The sequence below is a fragment of the Micavibrio sp. TMED2 genome (assembly GCA_002168225.1).
In the GTDB taxonomy this organism is placed as follows: domain Bacteria; phylum Pseudomonadota; class Alphaproteobacteria; order TMED2; family TMED2; genus TMED2.
The window spans coordinates 1,322,598-1,339,961 of record NHBH01000001.1; the positions used below are offsets into that span (position 1 = coordinate 1,322,598).

General features: G+C 59.1%; 18 protein-coding genes, 1 tRNA gene and 1 pseudogene. 9 read left to right on the forward strand and 11 right to left on the reverse strand.

Translation table 11 applies throughout. The features are described from left to right. Positions 1–6: 6 nt before the first annotated feature. Both CBB62_06355 and CBB62_06360 read right to left on the reverse strand, forming a co-directional pair. Positions 7–1,824, reverse strand: coding sequence for a hypothetical protein (locus tag CBB62_06355; GenBank protein OUT41926.1), 1,818 nt, complete (start codon positions 1,822–1,824; stop codon positions 7–9). A 2-nt stretch (positions 1,825–1,826) separates the two neighbouring features. Continuing rightward, a complete protein-coding gene (locus CBB62_06360; GenBank protein OUT41927.1) occupies positions 1,827–3,080 on the reverse strand; it encodes a tyrosine--tRNA ligase in 1,254 nt (417 codons plus the stop codon). A 121-nt stretch (positions 3,081–3,201) separates the two neighbouring features. Between CBB62_06360 and CBB62_06365 the strand changes: the two genes are divergently transcribed. Further along, positions 3,202–4,308 carry an anhydro-N-acetylmuramic acid kinase gene (locus tag CBB62_06365; GenBank protein ID OUT41928.1) on the forward strand — a complete coding sequence of 369 codons (1,107 nt, stop codon included), beginning with the start codon at positions 3,202–3,204 and terminating at the stop codon, positions 4,306–4,308. 3 nt (positions 4,309–4,311) lie between these two features. Here the strand turns inward: CBB62_06365 and CBB62_06370 are convergent, their stop codons facing one another. Next, a complete protein-coding gene (locus CBB62_06370; GenBank protein OUT41929.1) occupies positions 4,312–5,025 on the reverse strand; it encodes an alpha/beta hydrolase in 714 nt (237 codons plus the stop codon). A gap of 290 nt (positions 5,026–5,315) precedes the next feature. Here CBB62_06370 and CBB62_06375 point away from each other — a divergent pair, with 290 nt between their 5' ends. The 8 genes from CBB62_06375 (at position 5,316) to CBB62_06410 (ending at position 12,820) form a co-directional block, all read left to right on the forward strand. After that, positions 5,316–6,065: a serine O-acetyltransferase gene (locus CBB62_06375; GenBank protein OUT41930.1), complete on the forward strand. Its 750-nt coding sequence runs from the start codon at positions 5,316–5,318 to the stop codon at positions 6,063–6,065. A gap of 14 nt (positions 6,066–6,079) precedes the next feature. Further along, positions 6,080–7,198 (forward strand): cysteine desulfurase, encoded by a 1,119-nt coding sequence (locus tag CBB62_06380; protein OUT41931.1) that lies wholly within the window; start codon positions 6,080–6,082, stop codon positions 7,196–7,198. Positions 7,199–7,682: 484 nt separating this feature from the next. After that, positions 7,683–7,994 (forward strand): 2Fe-2S ferredoxin, encoded by a 312-nt coding sequence (locus tag CBB62_06385; protein ID OUT41932.1) that lies wholly within the window; start codon positions 7,683–7,685, stop codon positions 7,992–7,994. A 303-nt stretch (positions 7,995–8,297) separates the two neighbouring features. After that, a complete protein-coding gene (locus tag CBB62_06390; GenBank protein OUT41933.1) occupies positions 8,298–8,870 on the forward strand; it encodes a hypothetical protein in 573 nt (190 codons plus the stop codon). Positions 8,871–8,999: 129 nt separating this feature from the next. Then, on the forward strand, positions 9,000–10,136 hold the full coding sequence (locus CBB62_06395) for a tRNA 2-thiouridine(34) synthase MnmA (GenBank protein ID OUT41934.1): 1,137 nt from the start codon (positions 9,000–9,002) through the stop codon (positions 10,134–10,136). Positions 10,137–10,438: 302 nt separating this feature from the next. After that, on the forward strand, positions 10,439–11,101 hold the full coding sequence (locus tag CBB62_06400) for a hypothetical protein (protein ID OUT41935.1): 663 nt from the start codon (positions 10,439–10,441) through the stop codon (positions 11,099–11,101). A gap of 220 nt (positions 11,102–11,321) precedes the next feature. Beyond that, complete coding sequence (locus tag CBB62_06405; GenBank protein OUT41936.1) at positions 11,322–12,617, forward strand: hypothetical protein; 1,296 nt, start codon at positions 11,322–11,324, stop codon at positions 12,615–12,617. Between the two features lie 126 nt (positions 12,618–12,743). Further along, positions 12,744–12,820 (forward strand) — tRNA-Met (locus CBB62_06410). On the opposite strand, the pseudogene CBB62_06415 reads toward CBB62_06410, so the two are convergent. The 8 genes and pseudogenes from CBB62_06415 to CBB62_06450 form a co-directional block, all read right to left on the reverse strand. Then, positions 12,777–14,415 (reverse strand): annotated as a pseudogene (locus tag CBB62_06415) (recombinase family protein). The gene CBB62_06410 and the pseudogene CBB62_06415 sit on opposite strands and share 44 nt — an antisense overlap. Positions 14,416–14,559: 144 nt before the next feature. After that, positions 14,560–14,811 carry a hypothetical protein gene (locus CBB62_06420; protein OUT41937.1) on the reverse strand — a complete coding sequence of 84 codons (252 nt, stop codon included), beginning with the start codon at positions 14,809–14,811 and terminating at the stop codon, positions 14,560–14,562. After that, positions 14,804–15,175: a hypothetical protein gene (locus CBB62_06425; protein OUT41938.1), complete on the reverse strand. Its 372-nt coding sequence runs from the start codon at positions 15,173–15,175 to the stop codon at positions 14,804–14,806. Before CBB62_06425 ends, CBB62_06420 begins: the two co-directional genes overlap by 8 nt. After that, positions 15,168–15,482 carry a hypothetical protein gene (locus tag CBB62_06430; protein ID OUT41939.1) on the reverse strand — a complete coding sequence of 105 codons (315 nt, stop codon included), beginning with the start codon at positions 15,480–15,482 and terminating at the stop codon, positions 15,168–15,170. The genes CBB62_06425 and CBB62_06430 overlap by 8 nt, the downstream gene beginning before the upstream one ends. Positions 15,483–15,508: 26 nt before the next feature. Beyond that, a complete protein-coding gene (locus tag CBB62_06435) occupies positions 15,509–15,940 on the reverse strand; it encodes a hypothetical protein (GenBank protein OUT41940.1) in 432 nt (143 codons plus the stop codon). Positions 15,941–15,944: 4 nt separating this feature from the next. Beyond that, entirely contained in the window at positions 15,945–16,241 is a 297-nt protein-coding gene (locus CBB62_06440; GenBank protein OUT41941.1) for a hypothetical protein, read from the reverse strand. After that, positions 16,238–16,939: a hypothetical protein gene (locus CBB62_06445; GenBank protein ID OUT41942.1), complete on the reverse strand. Its 702-nt coding sequence runs from the start codon at positions 16,937–16,939 to the stop codon at positions 16,238–16,240. Before CBB62_06445 ends, CBB62_06440 begins: the two co-directional genes overlap by 4 nt. Beyond that, positions 16,936–17,358 carry a hypothetical protein gene (locus CBB62_06450; GenBank protein ID OUT41943.1) on the reverse strand — a complete coding sequence of 141 codons (423 nt, stop codon included), beginning with the start codon at positions 17,356–17,358 and terminating at the stop codon, positions 16,936–16,938. The genes CBB62_06445 and CBB62_06450 overlap by 4 nt, the downstream gene beginning before the upstream one ends. Between the last annotated feature and the right edge of the window lie 6 nt (positions 17,359–17,364).

Below are 17,364 nucleotides of genomic sequence, written 5' to 3' on the forward strand. Positions count from 1 at the left end.
CTGGCGCTACAGCAGCTTGGTTATATGCTTCTCATCGCCTGACCCGCTCGTCTTGGTCAGCGGGTGCGGGGTGATTTTCTCAAGCGTTGCCTGATAATCCGGGTTGCCACGATTTTCATGGACTTGATTGAGCAGGTGTTCGGCATCACGCTGGCGCAGCTTGTTGATAATGCCGTCCCGCTCGGTGCTGGCATAGCCCAGTTCGGCGAGCGCCTGACCACCAAGGGCAAGACCGGCCTCCAGCGTTTCCCGCACCACGAAATCGGCATCCAGCGCATGCAGCCGGATGGCGTGGATACGGTCATAGGCGCGCACCAGTACCTTGGCCTGCGGGAAGTTGCGTTTGATCAGTGCAAAGATGGCATCAATCCGTTTTACATCATCGACACAGATAATGATCAGCTTGGCCTCGGCGGCACCGGCGGCCTGCAGCACGTCACGGCGAGTGCCCTCGCCGAAATGCACCTGAAAGCCGAATTTCGCCGCCTGTTGGATGCGTTTCGGATCATTGTCGATCAGGGTCACCGGGATATGCTCGGCCAGCAGCGCCTGTGATGCGATCTGCCCGACCCGGCCAAAGCCGATAATCAGCGCCTTGCCGCCATGCACCTCGACCGGTGGCTGGTCGCCAGAGACATTCTTTTCAGCCGCGAGCCGGATCAGCAGTTTCTCGGCAAAGGGCGAGATTGCCATGGACAGGGTGATGATGACGACAAGGATGGAGCTGGTCTGGCCATCGAGCAGCAGGCTGGATGAGGCGGCAGCAAAGATGACGAAGCCGAACTCGCCATGCTGGGACAGCACCCCGGCAACCTTCAGGGATGAGGCATGGTCGGCCTTGAACCACCGCCCGGCGGCATAGACACCGGCGATCTTGAGGCCGAGGAACAGCGGGGTTGCCAGTAGTATAACCAGCCAGTTGGCGGCAACGCTGCCAAGATCGAGCGACAGGCCGATGGCAACAAAGAACAGGCCGAGGAAGATGCCCCGGAACGGCTCGATATCCGCCTCAAGTTCATGGCGATAGGAGCTGTCAGCGAGCATCACGCCCGCAATGAAGGCCCCCATGGCATAGGACAGCCCGGCCATGTCCATCAGCAGCGAGGCGGCGATAACCACGCCAAGTGCCCCGGCGGTGGTAATCTCCGGGGTGCGGGCATAGGCCAGCAGGCGGAACATACGGTCGAGGCCGTAATGGCCGACCACGATCAGCGTGCCGATCGCCAGCAGGCCGAGACCAACACTGGTCAGGTTCTCGCCCAACGTCCCCATCTCACCACCGGCGGACAGGATCTGCACCAGCAGGAGGAGCGGAACGATGGCCAGATCCTCAAATAGCAGGATCGACAGGGCGGTGCGACCGGTCGGGCTGCCGCGTTCGCCCTTCTCATCGAGGCCCTGCATCACCAGCGCGGTCGAGGACAGGGCAAGGCCGAGGCCGATGACGAGGCTGACCTGCCATGTCAGGCCGAACAGCAGCGGCGGTATGGTCATCAGGAAGCCGCAGAGCAGCACCTGCACCAGACCACGCCCGAAGATCATTTTGCGCATGGCCCAGAGATGATCCGGGCGCAGTTCCAGCCCGATGACAAACAGGAACAGGACCACGCCGAACTCGGCGAAGTGCAGCAGTTCCTCGGGATGCTCGGCATAGCTGAGCTTGAAGGCAAGACCAGCGGTAACCCCGGCTGCCAGATAACCGACGATACGGCCAAGTCCCAGCTTTTTAGTCAGGGGGACGAACAGGCAGGCGAGGACGATCAGTCCCAGCGCTTCGGCAAACCGCCATTCAAGATCGGAGAAGTTGAAGAACATACCGGCCATTTTTATTCAGCGATAACCCGTACGTGTTTCTTCTTGCCTCTGGATAATTGGATGTACCCCGAGCTGTTCACATCTGCAGGCCCTATATGCTGGTCTATTGTGGAGATAGATTCTGAGTTAGCTCTCGCTGCTCCTTGTTGAATGAGCCTTCTGGCTTCTCCTTTAGATTGGGCCAAGCCTGTTTCGACATACAAATCAACTACAAGGATGCCTTTTTGTAACCTTGCTAAATCAACTAAATGAGTCGGTGCGTTTTCATCTAAGGCACCTTTCTCAAAGGTCTGGCGGGCGGTTTCCGCGGCATTGTTGGCCGCTTCCTCGCCATGGCACAGGCGGGTTGCCTCGAAGGCCAGTACCTTCTTGGCATCATTGATGTCCTGTCCTTCAAGCGCGGCCAGTCTGGCGATCTCGTCCATCGGCAGTTCGGTGAACAGCTTCAGGAAGCGACCGACATCGCCGTCCTCGGTATTGCGCCAGAACTGATAGTAGTCATAGGCACTCAGACGGTCCTCGTTGAGCCAGACGGCACCGGCGGCGGTTTTGCCCATCTTGGCACCGGAAGATGTGGTGAGCAGCGGTGTGGTCAGGCCATAGAGCGACAGCCCGGCCATCCGGCGGCCAAGCTCGACGCCATTGACGATATTGCCCCATTGGTCAGAGCCGCCCATCTGCAGCGCGATGCCGTGGCGCTTGTTCAGCTCCACGAAATCATAGGCCTGCAGAATCATGTAGTTGAATTCGAGGAAGGTCAGCGGCTGTTCACGCTCCAGACGCAGTTTCACACTGTCGAAGGTCAGCATCCGGTTGATGGTGAAGTGCCGTCCCACATCGCGCAGCAGCGGGATATAGGCGAGCTCGTCCAGCCAGTCGGCATTGTTGACCATGATCGCATCGGTCGGGCCATCGCCGAAGGTGAGGAACTTCTCGAACACCCGGCGGATACCGGCGATGTTTTCGTTGATTTTCTCATCGGTCAGCAGCTGGCGTGCCTCGTCCTTGCCGGACGGGTCGCCGATCTTGGTCGTGCCGCCACCCATGAGGACGACCGGCTTGTGCCCGGATTTCTGCAGATGACGCAGCATCATGATCTGGACCAGTGACCCCACATGCAGGCTGTCCGCCGTCGCGTCAAAGCCGATATAGGCTGGAACCACGCTGTCATTTGCCAGGGCATCGAGGGCGGCCTCATCGGTGCATTGATGGATGAAGCCACGGGAGGACAGGGTGCTCAGAAAGGCTGATTTGAATTCAGACATACCGGTACGGGTCACAGGTTGGATTTTGAAAAGGTTATGGATGGCTCTTGTAAGCGTCTCTGTCTGCGACCACAATAGTCTCGCGTGTAATTGCCGGTAACGAATATCTGGGCAGGTCAGGATGACCGATAGCGGCTGGGCCATTGGCCTGATGAGTGGAACGTCACTGGACGGCATTGATGCCGCCCTGTTGCGCACCGACGGGGTTCATGTGGTTGAGGCCGGGCCGGGCCTGACCCAGCCATATGGTGCTGAATTCCGGGAACAGCTGCGCGCCTGTTTCGGCAAGCGGGAAGCACCGGCCAAGGTCGTTTCATCTCTGACCGAATATCACGCACAGGCAGTTCAGGCCGTCCTCGACCGGGCGGGCATGACCGCTGACATGATTGAGGTTATCGGTTTTCACGGCCAGACCATTCACCATGATGCGGGTGCCGGAATTACCGTGCAGATTGGCGATGGTGCCCTGCTGGCGAGCCTCACCGATATTCCGGTCGTGGCGCAGATGCGCCTCGCCGACGTGGCAGCAGGCGGGCAGGGGGCACCGCTGGCACCGGCTTTCCATGCAGCCATGGCGGGTCCATATCGTGATCGACCATGCGGCTTTCTGAATATCGGCGGGGTTGCCAATATCACCTATCTTGCGCCAGCCGCTGGTGATGATGTGCCCGAGCCGATTGCCTTTGATACCGGGCCGGGTAATGCGCTGATTGATGACTGGGCCGCGACCCATACCGGGCAGGCTTATGATCGCAACGGGTTTCTGGCGGCATCCGGCAAGGCGGATGAGACTGTGCTGAAGCAGCTCATGGATAACCCGTATTTTTCGAAGCCTTATCCGAAATCGGCAGATCGGGATGATTTCAACCGGGCGGTGCTGACCGGGCTGTCACCGGCTGATGGTGCCGCAACCCTGACGAGGTTCACTATCGAAAGCATCGCGGCGGGCATTGAGCAACTGCCGGAACAACCGCCCTGCTGGTGGGCGACCGGTGGCGGGCGGCATAACCCGCAACTCATGGCCGGATTGCGGGCGCGACTGGCCCCGGTACAGGTCGAGCCGGTTGAGCTTATTGGCTGGGCCGGAGATATGGTGGAGGCTTGGGCCTTTGCCTATCTGGCAAAGCGGGCGCTGAAGGGCCTGCCACTCAGCTTCCCCGGCACGACCGGGGTGGCGGAGGCGATCTCCGGCGGTGAACTGCATCACGCGCCGGGCCGGGCTGCCTGAGCCTCAATCAGCGTCTTCCAGATCGTCGTTGCCTTCGGGCAGTTCCTCGAAGTCTTCCGGTGGTGGCGGGACTTCCTTCTGCTTCATGTTGTTGTCCATATAGAGGCTCGACAGCGCCACCAGATGGTCCACATGCTTGCTGAAGAAGTGATCGGCACCCGGGACAACTTCATAATCGATGGTGATGCCCTTTTGCGCCCGCAGTTTGGACACCAGTTTTTCTGTGGCCGAGGTTGGCACCATGGTGTCGCGCTCGCCCTGAATGATCAGGCCGGAGGACGGGCAGGGAGCGAGGAAGCTGAAGTCGTACATGTTTGCCGGTGGGGCCACGACGACGAAGCTGTCGATTTCCGGGCGGCGCATCAGCAACTGCATGGAAATCCATGCGCCGAAGGAGAAGCCGCAAATCCAGACGCCGCTGGCATTCGGATTTTGCACCTGCAGCCAGTCGAGAACCGCTGCCGCATCGCTCAGTTCGCCCTCGCCACGGTCAAATGAACCCTGGCTGCGACCAACGCCGCGGAAGTTGAAGCGCATGGTCGAAAAACCGCGCTGACGCATCATCTGGGTCAGGGCATAGACGACCTTGTTGTTCATGGTGCCGCCATGCTGGGGATGTGGATGCAGAACCAGTCCGATCGGTGCCGTATCGGATTTGGCATGGTGATAACGTCCCTCAATACGACCGGCGGGTCCGTTGATCAGAACTTCAGGCATCCTGTGATTTCCTCATACATGGTCAGATATATATGCTCGGCCAGTATCTGGAATCGGTAGCGAAACTGGCTGCGGGCGGTGGTGATAGCATATTTTCAGGCAATTGCGAGCATTGCATGCATATGAAACAGCACCATTCGGGCGGTTATTTCTTGATATGTCGTTACGGACCTAGAAATCCAGTGGCTTAGGCCACATTATCTAGCTAACCGTAAAAACATGCTTTGGCTTTACCGATGGGTCGTTCACATGACATAAGCCAGAGTTATCAACGACATGAAGGCCAAATCATGTTTGAACGCATGAAAGATGACATCGCCAGCATTCGCGAGCGTGACCCGGCGGCCCGCAGCGGCTGGGACGTGGCACTGCTGTATCCCGGCTTTCACGCCGTACAAATCTATCGCCTCGCCCATTGGTTCTGGCAGCGCGAATGGTTCTTTATCGGTCGGGCGGTTTCCCAGTTTGGTCGCTTTCTGACCGGGATCGAGATTCACCCTGGCGCGAAGATCGGCCATCGCCTGTTTATCGATCATGGCATGGGTGTGGTGATCGGTGAGACAGCGGAGATCGGCGATGACGTCACCTTGTATCAGGGCGTGACCCTTGGCGGTACGTCACTGGATCAGGGCGTCAAACGCCACGCCACCATTGCCGATAATGTGATTGTCGGGGCCGGGGCGCAGGTGCTGGGACCGTTCACGGTTGGTCGATGCGCCCGTGTCGGGGCCAATGCCGTTGTGATCAAGGAGGTTGAGGAAGGGGCGACCGTGGTGGGTCAGGCCGCCGAGGTCGTGCGCAAGCGCAGCGGCGAGAAGGTGGAGAAAGCACCATTCCTGTCCTACGGCACGCCGCTTGACCTGTCCGGCGCCGGGATGGAGCGGACAATCCATGGTCTACTCGAGCATATCCACCGGCTGGAAACCCGGCTTGCAGCACTTGAGAATGATGACGACGCCTTGCCCGGTGCGCCTACTGCGACAGCCGAGGCGAAGGCGTCTGAAGAACCCGTCACCAGCGATGAGCATAACCGTATCTAACGGTTGTCATTCCTATGCCTGAGCCAATCTATCTCGACCATAATGCGACCACACCGATCAAGCCGGGTGTTGCCGCCGCCATGGCCAATGCCATTCGTCTGACCGGTAACCCGTCCTCGATCCATTCATTCGGTCGTGAGGCGCGCAAACATCTGGAGATTGCCCGTCATCAGGTGGCTGCTGCCATCAATGCCGAGCCGGAAGACGTGATTTTCACCAGCGGCGCGACCGAGGCCGATAATGCTGCGCTCCGTCATGCCGGGGCCGCGACGGTTATTATTTCAGCGGTTGAGCATCCGGCCATCCTGCAGGCTCGCGACGATGCGGTTCGGGTGCCGGTGGATGAAAATGGTGTGCTTGATCTGGCCGCACTTGTGGCAGCCTTGCAGTCGGCAAAAGCGCCTGCGCTGGTCTCGATCATGCTGGCCAATAATGAAACCGGTGTGATCCAGCCGGTTGCTGAAATTGCCAAACTGGCAAAGCAATATGATGCCTGGTTCCACTGTGATGCCGCACAGGGTCTGGGAAAGATCCCCGTCGATGTGCGGGCAATCGGTGCCGATCTGTTGAGCCTGTCCGCCCATAAATGCGGTGGTCCGGCGGGTGTCGGTGCGCTGATTACTTCGGCACGGCTTGAGCCGGCCAAATGGCAGTTCGGTGGCGGGCAGGAAAAGCGGCGGCGGCCCGGCACTGAAAACCTTGTCGGCGCTGTCGGCTTCGGTCTTGCGGCGGAACTGGCGGTGCAGGATTTACCGGCCTTCGCCGAACTGGCCGCGCTGCGGGACGGGATGGAGCAGGCCGTACTCCGTGACGTGCCTGCGGTTCGGGTGATGGGCGGTGGCGTTGATCGCCTGCCCAATACCGCCAGCCTTGTCTTGCCCGGCGTGCCGGCCCAGACGCAGGTGATGGCCCTCGATCTGGCCGGTTATGCTGTCAGTTCCGGTTCGGCCTGTTCATCCGGCAAGGTCGATCCTAGCCATGTGATCGAGGCGATGACCGGTGATCCGGCTGTTTCGGCCTGTGCACTGCGCATATCACTGGGCTGGTGCACAACGCCGGGTGAGGTCGCGGGCTTTACCGATGCCTATATCCGTATGGCTAAACGCCAGCTTGAGAAGCTCTCAGCGGCCTGATCTGTTCTGGCCGGGGCCAGTGCTGGCCGCAGACACAAAAAAGCCCGCCATATGGCGGGCTTTTTGTTGCAGGGAACTGCGTATCAGAATTTACCCATGGTTGGGCGTGGAGCCGCTTTTGCTTTTGGCTCAGCTTTGCGATCGGTTTTCAGAACCTTGTTGCGATCCTTGTCAACGAGGTCGCCATCAACGTCACGTGCGATAATTGATTTAAGAAGATCCATGATACCCTCCTCAGGGATGGTTGTTTTTGCCTTCACTGAAAAATCAGTGCTTGATCCTTGCTGCGGCCTTAACTGCCGGGTAAAGACATCCAACACCGTTATTGGCCGCTTGAATATCCAAGTCCTAAGATGCGTCGACTGGATGAAAGCCGCAATGGCGGAAGTCTTCTCGGGTCTACTACCAGCCATGCGTGATAGACAAGTCACGTCCGGTCAGGCAAGTCCCTATCGTTATAAACCGTAACTATTCTGGCAAAGCGATGCCCAAAGTCATTTTTGTTGAAACCGATGGTACGCGCCGTGAAATTGAAGCCGCGGTCGGCCTGTCGCTGCTGGAAGTGGCGCATCTGAACAATATCGACATTGAAGGGGCCTGTGAGGGCAGTCTTGCCTGCGCCACCTGCCACGTTATCGTTGAGCCGGGCTGGTTTGATCAACTCAAAGACATTGAGGAAGACGAAGAGGACATGCTGGATCTGGCCTTCGGGCTGAAGCCGACTTCGCGTCTCGGTTGTCAGATTATCATGAGCGATGAACTGGACGGGCTGACCGTCCACCTGCCGCCGGGCTGATGCATATCTGTTCCGGCTGGTTTCGCTTGAAACTGGCGCGGTTTGCAGCGGCTTCCGGCAAGCTGTTGTCCCGCAGCGTGTTTTTGGCGACACATCTTCGGGTGTGAATGATATTACATCCGCCAAATTTGCATTAAACTGTGTTACCATCATCTGGTGGAGAGTGTGTCTGACCCGTTTCGCGATGCCCGGCATTGGCGGCGGTTGGATGCGGACGTTTGTCGTTAAGGGATGTGGATGCCCGGTTTGCGAGTAGCGCATTTGTTCAAACGTGGGATTTATCCTGCGCGCCATGTGGCGCGAATGCTGGCGCTTTGCCTGCTGGTATCGTTTTGCCCGGCTGATGCCCTTGCCGAAGAGGTGCAGGAGCTTGAACTCTATAACGGTCTGCTTGAGGTGAACCTGCCCGAGGGCTTCGAGGAACTGCGCCTGACCGAAATGGAGCGTACCTTCCCGAGCCTGCCACTGCCGGATTACGTTTATTCCGATCGCCTGCGCACCAGTCTGGTGGCAATCAGCATCATCAACAATCCAAACCCGAATATCGATCTGCTGACCTATACCGCCACATGGGCCAAGTCCCTTGAGGCAGCGTTGCCCGAATTCAAATGGGTCCAGCGCAAGGTGGCGCGGATCGAGGGGCGTCCGTGGATTGTCTGGCAATACAGCGCCATGACCCCGGACAAGCTGGCGGGCAAGAATGTGCCGTCGGAAACCATCATGTTCATGAGCATCCTGTCCAAGGAAGTTATGGTGCTGGTGCTCGGGCACGGTCCACGGGCCATTTTTGCCAAGAATGTCGAGACATATCAGGATGCGGTGACATCACTGAACCTCTCCATCGACGCGCCGCAACTGAGTGGTATATCCAAGTAAGCTAACCGGGTTGGCGGACGTGACTGTCAGCCTGTGACTGGTTCCCGGTGCTGTTTTGTTGGGGCAGGGTTGCGGCCAGCGGATTGCTTGCCCCTTGCGACATTCGCGTTTTGACGACATATTGCGGCCATGACAGCAAATCTTGACTTCAATCTCGGCAAGCCTGCCGCCAAAACCCGTGTGGTTGTGGCAATGTCCGGTGGTGTCGACAGCTCGGTAACCGCAGCACTGGCCGCGCGTGCAGGCTATGACGTGGTCGGGATCACGCTGCAGCTCTATGATGACGGTGCCATTCGCGGCAAGCAGGGTGCCTGCTGTGCCGGTAAGGATATCCACGATGCCCGCATGGTGGCCGATCAGCTCGGTATCAGCCATTACGTTCTGAACTACGAAGATGTGTTCCGCGAGGCCGTCATGGATGACTTCGCCGATACCTATCTTGCCGGTGCTACGCCGATCCCCTGTGTTCGCTGCAATCAGCGCGTGAAATTCCGCGATCTGCTTGATACGGCCAAGGATCTGGAAGCCGATGTTATGATCACCGGCCACTACGTCCAGCGCCTTGCCGGTGCCGATGGGCGCGGTCAGCTGCACCGCGCGGTCGATGACAGCAAGGACCAGAGCTACTTCCTGTTCGCCACGACACAGGAACAACTGGACTTCCTGCGCTTTCCGCTCGGTGGTCTGACCAAGCCTGTGGTGCGGGCACTGGCGGCCGAAAACGGCCTGACCGTTGCCGAGAAGCCGGACAGTCAGGATATCTGCTTTGTGCCCAACGGCTCCTATGCCCGGATCGTCGAGAAACTGCGCCCTGGCGTGATCGAACCCGGTGATATCGTCGATATGGCGGGGCAAGTGCTCGGACGCCATAACGGCATCATCAACTATACCATCGGTCAGCGCCGTGGGCTTGGCATCGGTGGCGGTGATCCGCTCTATGTGGTCAAGCTGGATGTGAACCGCAATCAGGTGATCGTTGGGCCGAAAGAGGCGCTGGCGCGTGATGTGGTCTATCTGAACGAGATGAACTGGCTCGGCGATGATGCCCATCTGACCGGTCAGAAGCCGGTGCTTGTCAAACTGCGCTCAGCAATGGCGCCGGTTCCGGCCACCGTGACCCTGTCGGGGAACGGGCTGGCAACGCTGGTGCTCGATCAACCCTATGAGGGCATTGCACCGGGACAGGCCGGGGTGATTTATGACGGCGATCGCTGTCTCGGTGGCGGTTGGATAATTGCTGCGGAAAATCAACGGCTTGCGGCGTAAACTGCCTAGATTAAGAACTAAATTTATCTAAAATTGTTGTAATTATCTTTCGAAACAATGTGTCGTTTCGGATGATTGTTGCAATTTTATACAACCATAGCGTGTAAAAAAGATCGTTACACTGCTATCGGTTGCTAGGCTATCAGGTATATACCGCACAAAGTAAAGTGTATCGCATATATATAGTGCCGGTTTTTGAAGAAAATTTTATGACTCAGTCGATTTTTTGATTGTTAAGGCTTGCTACACAATCCCGGTCTAAACTTCACTATAAAGGAAGGTCCGAAACAGATAGGTGATTTGTGAAACAGCCAATCCTGCAAACGCAACAAGACGGTCGTACGGTTTTCGTAACGAAGTACCATCAGCGTGGTGAACAGGTAATCTCTGCCGGCGACAGATATGAGTTCGATGTTACGCGCTCAGTCAGCCGGGTCGACAGCGACACAATTCAGGGCCTCACAGAATCTCTTATCGATGCAGCCTATGCTGCCGGTGAACCGAATATCGCCCAATGGGTCAGCACCAAGCGTCTGATGGCTGCCGAGCCACTGAAGGCCGCAGCCTCTGCCGGTGGCCAGGCTGCCGCTCAGGCTGGTCGTCCGGCACGCCGGGCCGCCAATTTTGAATCCATGCTGGAGCAACAGGGCGAGGGCTGGATGCTGCGGGTCAATCGCGCCGGTGATGTCGATGGCCGCTCCGGTTTCAGCCACCCGGTTACGCAACAGATGGCCGAGCGTCGTCAGAGCACGATCGATGCCCATCTGACCGAGCTGTCGCAATCCGCATGGCGCGAGCGTCGCCCGGATGCCATGGCCTTTGTTCAGGGGTTGTCGGTCAGCCACGCCGAGGATCGCCGCGCCGATTATGGCGTCAGCTTCAGCGTTGAAGCCAAGCCACAGGCACCGAGCCTGCGCCCGGACGGCCCGATGCTGCGCTCTATCCCCGGTGGCCGCATCGGTTAAGGGGCTTGATCAGTTAATTGCGTAACTGTTTGTATAATTGTTACTTTCTTTCGTCTGGTGTTAAATAGCATAATGCGCATGAAGTATTGAATGCGCTTGGTTCTGTCGCCTTGGGGGAGGTGGTGTGAATAGCTTGCTTGATCGTGTTACGGGTCGTCATGAAGGCACTGGCAAAGGTGCCGATCCGATTGCTGATGTTCTTGCACAATCCACACAAACAGTGACTGCCGCTGGCGGTCACAATAACCCGGACGAAAAACCCTTCCGTGTGCTGGTCCTTGATGGCGGTGGCATCAACGGCATGGCCCAGGTCAAGGCACTGGCCGAGCTTGAAAAGCGTACCGGCAAGCCTGCTTCCGAACATTTCGATTTTATCGTTGGCACATCGACCGGTGGTCTGATTGCGCTGGCACTGGCCGCGCCGCATCCGACAGATCCCAATCGCCCACTGATGTCGGCGCAGGAATTGGTCGAGTTCTATGAGAAAAAGGGACCGGAGATTTTTGGCACCCGCAACCGGGCCGATCGCGGTGCCGATTGGGACGAGAAGCCACTGGAAGATTTCCTGAAATCGAAATTCGGCAATCTGCGTATGCAGGAGAGCCGGATACCGGTGATGGTTTCAGCCTTTGACAGCAAGCGGGGCGATGCCATCTGGCTTCGCAATCTGGGGCCGGTCAGCGGCAAGCAGCATGATGCCAATCCCTATATGTGGCAGGCGGCGCGGGCGACTTCTGCCGCACCAACCAAGTTCAAGCCAGCCAAGGTTGATATGGGCGAGGGGCAGGAGCCACGCTATCGCAATCTGATTGATGGCGGTGTCTTTGCGAACATGCCGGCGATGGAGGCATTCCTGACCGCTGACCGGATGGCGGCTGAGGTTGGCAAGCCGAACAATATCGAAATGCTGTCTATCGGTACCGATCAGAAACCGTTCACTATGACAGCGGCCCAGATTGCGGCAAAAACCTCATTTGGCTGGGCGGTCGATGTGCTGAAAGGCAAAAGCCCGATCCGGGAAGTGGCGGAAAGAGGCAAGGAGAGCAGTGCCGACCGCCTGCTCGCTGACCGCATGGGAGAGCTGTATCATCGCTGGGATATTCCGCTGCAGCATAGCCATGGCAAGAAGTTCAGCCCGAGCGGTAAGCTCGATGATGCCTCGGCGCGCAATATCGCCAAGCTCGAAATGGCCGCCGATGACTTTGTGCATGATAACTGGTCGCGGGTCGAGGCGCTGGCTGACCGGTTGAACCCCGGTCGCGCGCCAATGGACAAGCCGGCGGAGAAGCCGAGCCAGGCCGATCTGCGTGCCAAGCTCGATGCGGTTGATCCGCCATCGCCCGGCCTGCTGGCCATCCTCGGCTTTGGTCGCAAGAACGCCACAGTGCTGGCCTCCGGTCCGCAGGCAAAATCCCGGCGCAAGCTGCTTGAAAGCACGGCATCACCTACGGTTATCGCTACGGCCAATGATCGTGACAATCGGGATCGTCCGATCGCGCCGCCGGTACCGGCATAATCTTGCAAGCCAGTGCTTGACAGCGGGCATCATTCTGCCTATTTCCCACGGTCTCGGAACGCTTTTCTCCCCGTTGCGGCCATGTGGCAGATGTCATCTGTCTGATATGTCCCGGGCGTTCCCTGTGGCGGAGTAGCTCAGCAGGTTAGAGCAGCGGAATCATAATCCGCGTGTCGGGGGTTCAAGTCCCTCCTCCGCTACCATTGATCCCCCCGACACCCTCGGGGAAGGCGTTCGGGCCTAGAAGGGGTGTCAGCCTTCCGGCAATCTGAATTGTGGTTTCGCCAGCGTTGCTGCGCTGTACGGTCACGCTCTCAACCAGTTCATCCATGGCGCGGCGGGTCTCGACCACGGCTTCCGGGTCGTCTTCGATGTCATTGCCGATCGCGGTGGCAAGGGCGTCCAGTGTCTCGCGGTATCGGGTCATGGTGGCCGGGTGCAGTTCAATGACCGGCGGCGGGGTGTCGAGCGCTGCCAGTTCACGGCGGGCTTCTGCCAGCTCCTGTTCGGCCTCGGCTATCCGCTGTTTCAAACGTTCTTCATGGCCGATGCCCTTGATCATAAAGTCCAGGGTTCGTTCGCATTCGGCATCGAGCCGGGCGATTTTCCTGTTCAGCGCATCGCGGCGCTGGTTGGCCGTTGCTGCCAGCTTCTTCCGTTCCGCGTGGTAGGTCTGGACATAGGCGGTGATGACATCGGGATGGGCCAGTTCCTGCCGCAGTGCCTCAATGACAAGCCGTTCCACCGCTGTCCTTGAAAAGCTTTTGCTGTCCGGGCAGAAGCCACCTTCCTTCGCGCTCGAGCAGCGTATACGCGGGGTTCCCCGTGCACCCTTCCCATATGATTGCATACCACCGCCGCACGCGCCGCAGCGCAGCAGGCCGGACAGCAGGTGCTTGCGGCGGGCGTATTTTGCGTGATCGCCATGGGCACGGCTGGCCTTCTGACCATGGGCCTGATCGAACAGGGTCTGGTCGATGATCGCCAGATGCGGTGCCGCCTGCCGCTGCCATTGCTCCGGCGGGTTCGGTCGGCTGACCCGTTTGCCGGTGTCAGGGTCGCGCACCATGCGCACCCGGTTCCAGACGATTTCCCCGATATATATCCGGTTATTCAGGATGCCGGTGCCGCGCTTGGCATTGCCGGCAATGGTTGATGCGTTCCATTGCCGGGCACCGCGCGGCGGGGCAATGCCCTCGGCATTCAGTTCCTTCGCGATCGCGCGGGGCGTGGTCCCGGCGGCATAGGCGGTGAATATGCGGCGGACGGTGTCGGCCTCGGCAGGGATGATTTCAAGTTCACCCTTTTTGCCGTCAATCGCCTGATAGCCATAGGCCCGGCCTCCGGCGTGCAGGCCGTCCTTGACCCGTCCGGCCATGCCCCGGCGGACCTTGTGCACATTGTCTTCCCGGTACAGCTGACCAACCAGCCCGCGCAGGCCGACAAGGATGGTGTCAACCTTGCCTTCGTGGACGGCTCGGATTTCGATGCCCTGAAAGCTAAGCCGCTTGTGCAGCCCGGCCAAGTCTTCCATGTCCCGGCTAAGGCGGTCCAGCGCCTCAATAACAATCACCTGAAATTTGTTCTGGCGCGCATCTTCCATCATGCGCAACAGGCCGTCGCGGCCAAAAATAGAGCCGCCGGATTGGGCGGCATCGCTGTATGTCTCGGCAATCGTCAAGCCCTGTTTCAGGGCGAAGTCGGTGCATAGGGAAATCTGGTCATCAATGGAACGGTCGGCCTGCATGTCGGTCGAAAAGCGGGCATAGATCGCGGCTTTAAGGCCGGTGGTTTCCATCGGTGGCATCCTGTTTGGCGGCGGCAAGCCATGCCGCGTGATCGCGTCTGGCATGGGCGCGTGCAAGCGCCCTTGCCAAGTCGATAATGGCAGGGTCCGGCGGTCGCTGCAATTCTGATGACCGGCGGTTCATGGCTTTGCCTCTTATTCGCTCTCCGGGTGCCAGTCGGGATCATGGGCGCGGGGTGGTGCCCAGTGGGTGACGGTGTTGCCGTTGCGGTCCTTGAAACCGCTGCCGGATGGGATGGCATTGCCGGTGTGGACAGACCCGTTTTCAAGGATCAGCCAGCCGAAAATGGTGTTGCCGTTGGGGCGGGTGTCGGCCTCGGCAACCGGGATGCGGTAGGGGCTGTCCAGCACGGTGCTGGTGGGGTTTGGGGCGGTCAGGTTATTCATCGTCTGGTTCCTTTGTCTGGCCGGGGTTGGTATCGATGGTGACGGTGGTGCCATCCTGCATGGTGGCGCTGGCGGCGCTGCCCAGTGGGGTGGTGTCGAAGCCGATGGCGTGAAGGTACAGGTCCAGCAACTGTTCCTGTTCCTCGCGATCCTGACGGTCCATTTTCCGCAGCTTGACCACCTGCCGCATGACCTTGTTGTCAAAGCCAACGGCCTTGGCCTCGGCATAGACTTCGCGGATGTCACCGGCGATGGCGGTCCTTTCTTCCTCAAGGCGTTCAATGCGCTCAATGAAGGATTTCAGGCGGTCGCCAGCGATGCCGCCAACATTGCTGGTGCCGCTGTTGTGTCCGATGTCAGCCATGGGGCACCTGCTTTTTTGCTTGCTCGCGATCGAGGCGTTCAATTTCGGCAAGGATCAGGGCACCGGCTTTGACCAGCATTTCGCGTGGTTCGCCGGGTTTCCACCAGTCGTCTGGCCATGGCCAAACCAATTTGCCGATATTGGCGGGTGAGATAGGGGCGGCTTCCAAGGTGTAGGCAACGGCGGCTAGGGCCAGTTCACCATCAGAATTGTTCTGGTCGTCGTGATCGGCGGTGAAGCCTTCTTCCGCCACCTGTCGTTTTCGTTCGGCGCTGATGTCCAAAAGCTGTGAGTAGTGTTCCATCATTAGTTGTTTCCTTCTGGTTGGGGTGGTCAGCCGATGGCCTGATTTGACAGGTGGATCAGGGTGTCCAGCACCCGTTTGGTCTGGCCGTCGCGGATCAGATCGGCGGCAGTGCGCTGATCGAATTGTGGTCTTGGCTGTTTCAGCCAGCCCATTGCAGCGCCGGGCTGTGGGTAATGGTCATCAAGGATGGTCAGGATTTTCTGTTCCATATCCCAAGCGGTCAGGGCCATTTCGCATTTCAGCTTGCTGCCGCTGATCATCCGTTCATCACCGTCCGGGTCGATGATCCGGGGTGGCAGTTTGATGGCGCAAAAAGTCTCGACCACCGCATGGCATTCCACGGTGACGATTTCTTCCGTGCCCACATGCTCGGCCATCAGTGCCTGCCATGACTTGGCTGGCGGTGATGCGCGATCGAGGGTGTAAACCGGGTCGCGGGTGGTGGGTTTTGTTGTCATGGTGTCAGCCTTTCTTTTGCTTGGCGTTGTTGTTCCGGGCGGTTTTGATTTCCTGTTCCCGCTGTTCCGCCGCCTTCGCGATGCGCTGCAAGGTGACGCTTGCCGGTTCGTGAGGATTGCCCTTGGTCAGGTGGACGTAGTAGCCAGCCAGACTGGCGATGGCGGCGGACAGGGTGATGCCCTGCGCCGCGATGCGTACGGCGATGTCCTGTGTCGGATCGGCGTGAAAATAGTGTTCCGCCATGATCGCGTCGGTAATGTTTTGCATTGCGCTGTCGATCGCGGCCTGTACCGGGTTCATTGGGTCCACCATTGGTTATGGGTGGCGTCTGGAGTGGCCAGCCGGGCTTCGATGTCGCCGTAGAGTTCGGCACCCGCCGGGATGGCGTAATAGTTCCACCGTTCAAGAAACTGATCATGGGCACGGTCGGCGCTGCGGGGTTTGATGATCGGTCCGCGCGGCGGGTGTTTGGTGCCGGACAGGCCGAAACCGGCACCGATCGGCGCGGGCATCAGGTCGCGAAAGGCGCGGGCCGCAACCGCCTTGATCGCGGTTTTGATCGCCTTGCCTTCATCCGGTGTGGCCATGGGGATTTTGCACGCGGTATGGGCCAGCGCGTGCAGGCGGCGTTCCAGATCGGTCAGCAACCCGCCATTCTTGCTGCCATCAATGAATTCACGCACGCCGGGGATCACCGGGCCGGTGAATATGCGCCCGGCATCGGACAGCAGACCCATCAGCGCCAGCATCGGGTTGTTGCTGGCCATGTGCAGTTCGGCGGCAACCAGTACCGAGAATTCGGCCATGGTGAAGGTCAGGCCGGTGGCCGGGTTCCATGGGAACGCGGACAGGTGCCGCGCGACATCCGCCGGGCCGAACAGGCGATTGCCAAGGGGCGCTGTGTCGTGCTGCGGGTACAGCACCCGCCCGGATGCAAGACACAGGTCAGGCCAGCGCTTGCCACGGCTGGCAGGTTGAAAGCGGGGTTGGGCGTTCATGCGACATGCCCCCCATCGATCAGGTCATCAGGGGTTGCCAGCACCGGCACATGGCCAAGGAACATGGCCGTGACATCGTCCTGTGCATTGGGGCGGCAATCGGTGATCCAGCCACCCATCAGGCCATTGTCGCTGCAGAAGCGGACCCAGTCATTGCGCTGGCTGTCCGGCAACGCGGCGTGATAGGCGCGATAGAAATCCCGGACCAGACGGCGTGCCTGCCATCGGATCGCCGTAGTCGCGGCATGGCGGGCAAGGTCAATGGCATCCAGCATGGTGGCGTGTGCCGTAGCGGTGTGCCGCTTGTCCACGCATAGCCATGCGGCGGTTGAAATCAGGAAGTAGGCTTCGGCCTGTTCCGCCGCTTGGCTGAAACAGCCGGGGGAATATGGGCGATAGTCATCATTCGCAACGGGCATGTTGGC

Bases quoted from the DNA above. Each gene is read 5' to 3' on its own strand.
- CBB62_06355 (OUT41926.1), bottom strand. From the start codon at position 1,824: ATGGCCGGTATGTTCTTCAACTTCTCCGATCTTGAATGGCGGTTTGCC.
- CBB62_06360 (OUT41927.1), bottom strand. From the start codon at position 3,080: ATGTCTGAATTCAAATCAGCCTTTCTGAGCACCCTGTCCTCCCGTGGC.
- CBB62_06365 (OUT41928.1), top strand. From the start codon at position 3,202: ATGACCGATAGCGGCTGGGCCATTGGCCTGATGAGTGGAACGTCACTG.
- CBB62_06370 (OUT41929.1), bottom strand. From the start codon at position 5,025: ATGCCTGAAGTTCTGATCAACGGACCCGCCGGTCGTATTGAGGGACGT.
- CBB62_06375 (OUT41930.1), top strand. From the start codon at position 5,316: ATGTTTGAACGCATGAAAGATGACATCGCCAGCATTCGCGAGCGTGAC.
- CBB62_06380 (OUT41931.1), top strand. From the start codon at position 6,080: ATGCCTGAGCCAATCTATCTCGACCATAATGCGACCACACCGATCAAG.
- CBB62_06385 (OUT41932.1), top strand. From the start codon at position 7,683: ATGCCCAAAGTCATTTTTGTTGAAACCGATGGTACGCGCCGTGAAATT.
- CBB62_06390 (OUT41933.1), top strand. From the start codon at position 8,298: ATGCTGGCGCTTTGCCTGCTGGTATCGTTTTGCCCGGCTGATGCCCTT.
- CBB62_06395 (OUT41934.1), top strand. From the start codon at position 9,000: ATGACAGCAAATCTTGACTTCAATCTCGGCAAGCCTGCCGCCAAAACC.
- CBB62_06420 (OUT41937.1), bottom strand. From the start codon at position 14,811: ATGAATAACCTGACCGCCCCAAACCCCACCAGCACCGTGCTGGACAGC.
- CBB62_06425 (OUT41938.1), bottom strand. From the start codon at position 15,175: ATGGCTGACATCGGACACAACAGCGGCACCAGCAATGTTGGCGGCATC.
- CBB62_06430 (OUT41939.1), bottom strand. From the start codon at position 15,482: ATGATGGAACACTACTCACAGCTTTTGGACATCAGCGCCGAACGAAAA.
- CBB62_06435 (OUT41940.1), bottom strand. From the start codon at position 15,940: ATGACAACAAAACCCACCACCCGCGACCCGGTTTACACCCTCGATCGC.
- CBB62_06440 (OUT41941.1), bottom strand. From the start codon at position 16,241: ATGAACCCGGTACAGGCCGCGATCGACAGCGCAATGCAAAACATTACC.
- CBB62_06445 (OUT41942.1), bottom strand. From the start codon at position 16,939: ATGAACGCCCAACCCCGCTTTCAACCTGCCAGCCGTGGCAAGCGCTGG.
- CBB62_06450 (OUT41943.1), bottom strand. From the start codon at position 17,358: ATGCCCGTTGCGAATGATGACTATCGCCCATATTCCCCCGGCTGTTTC.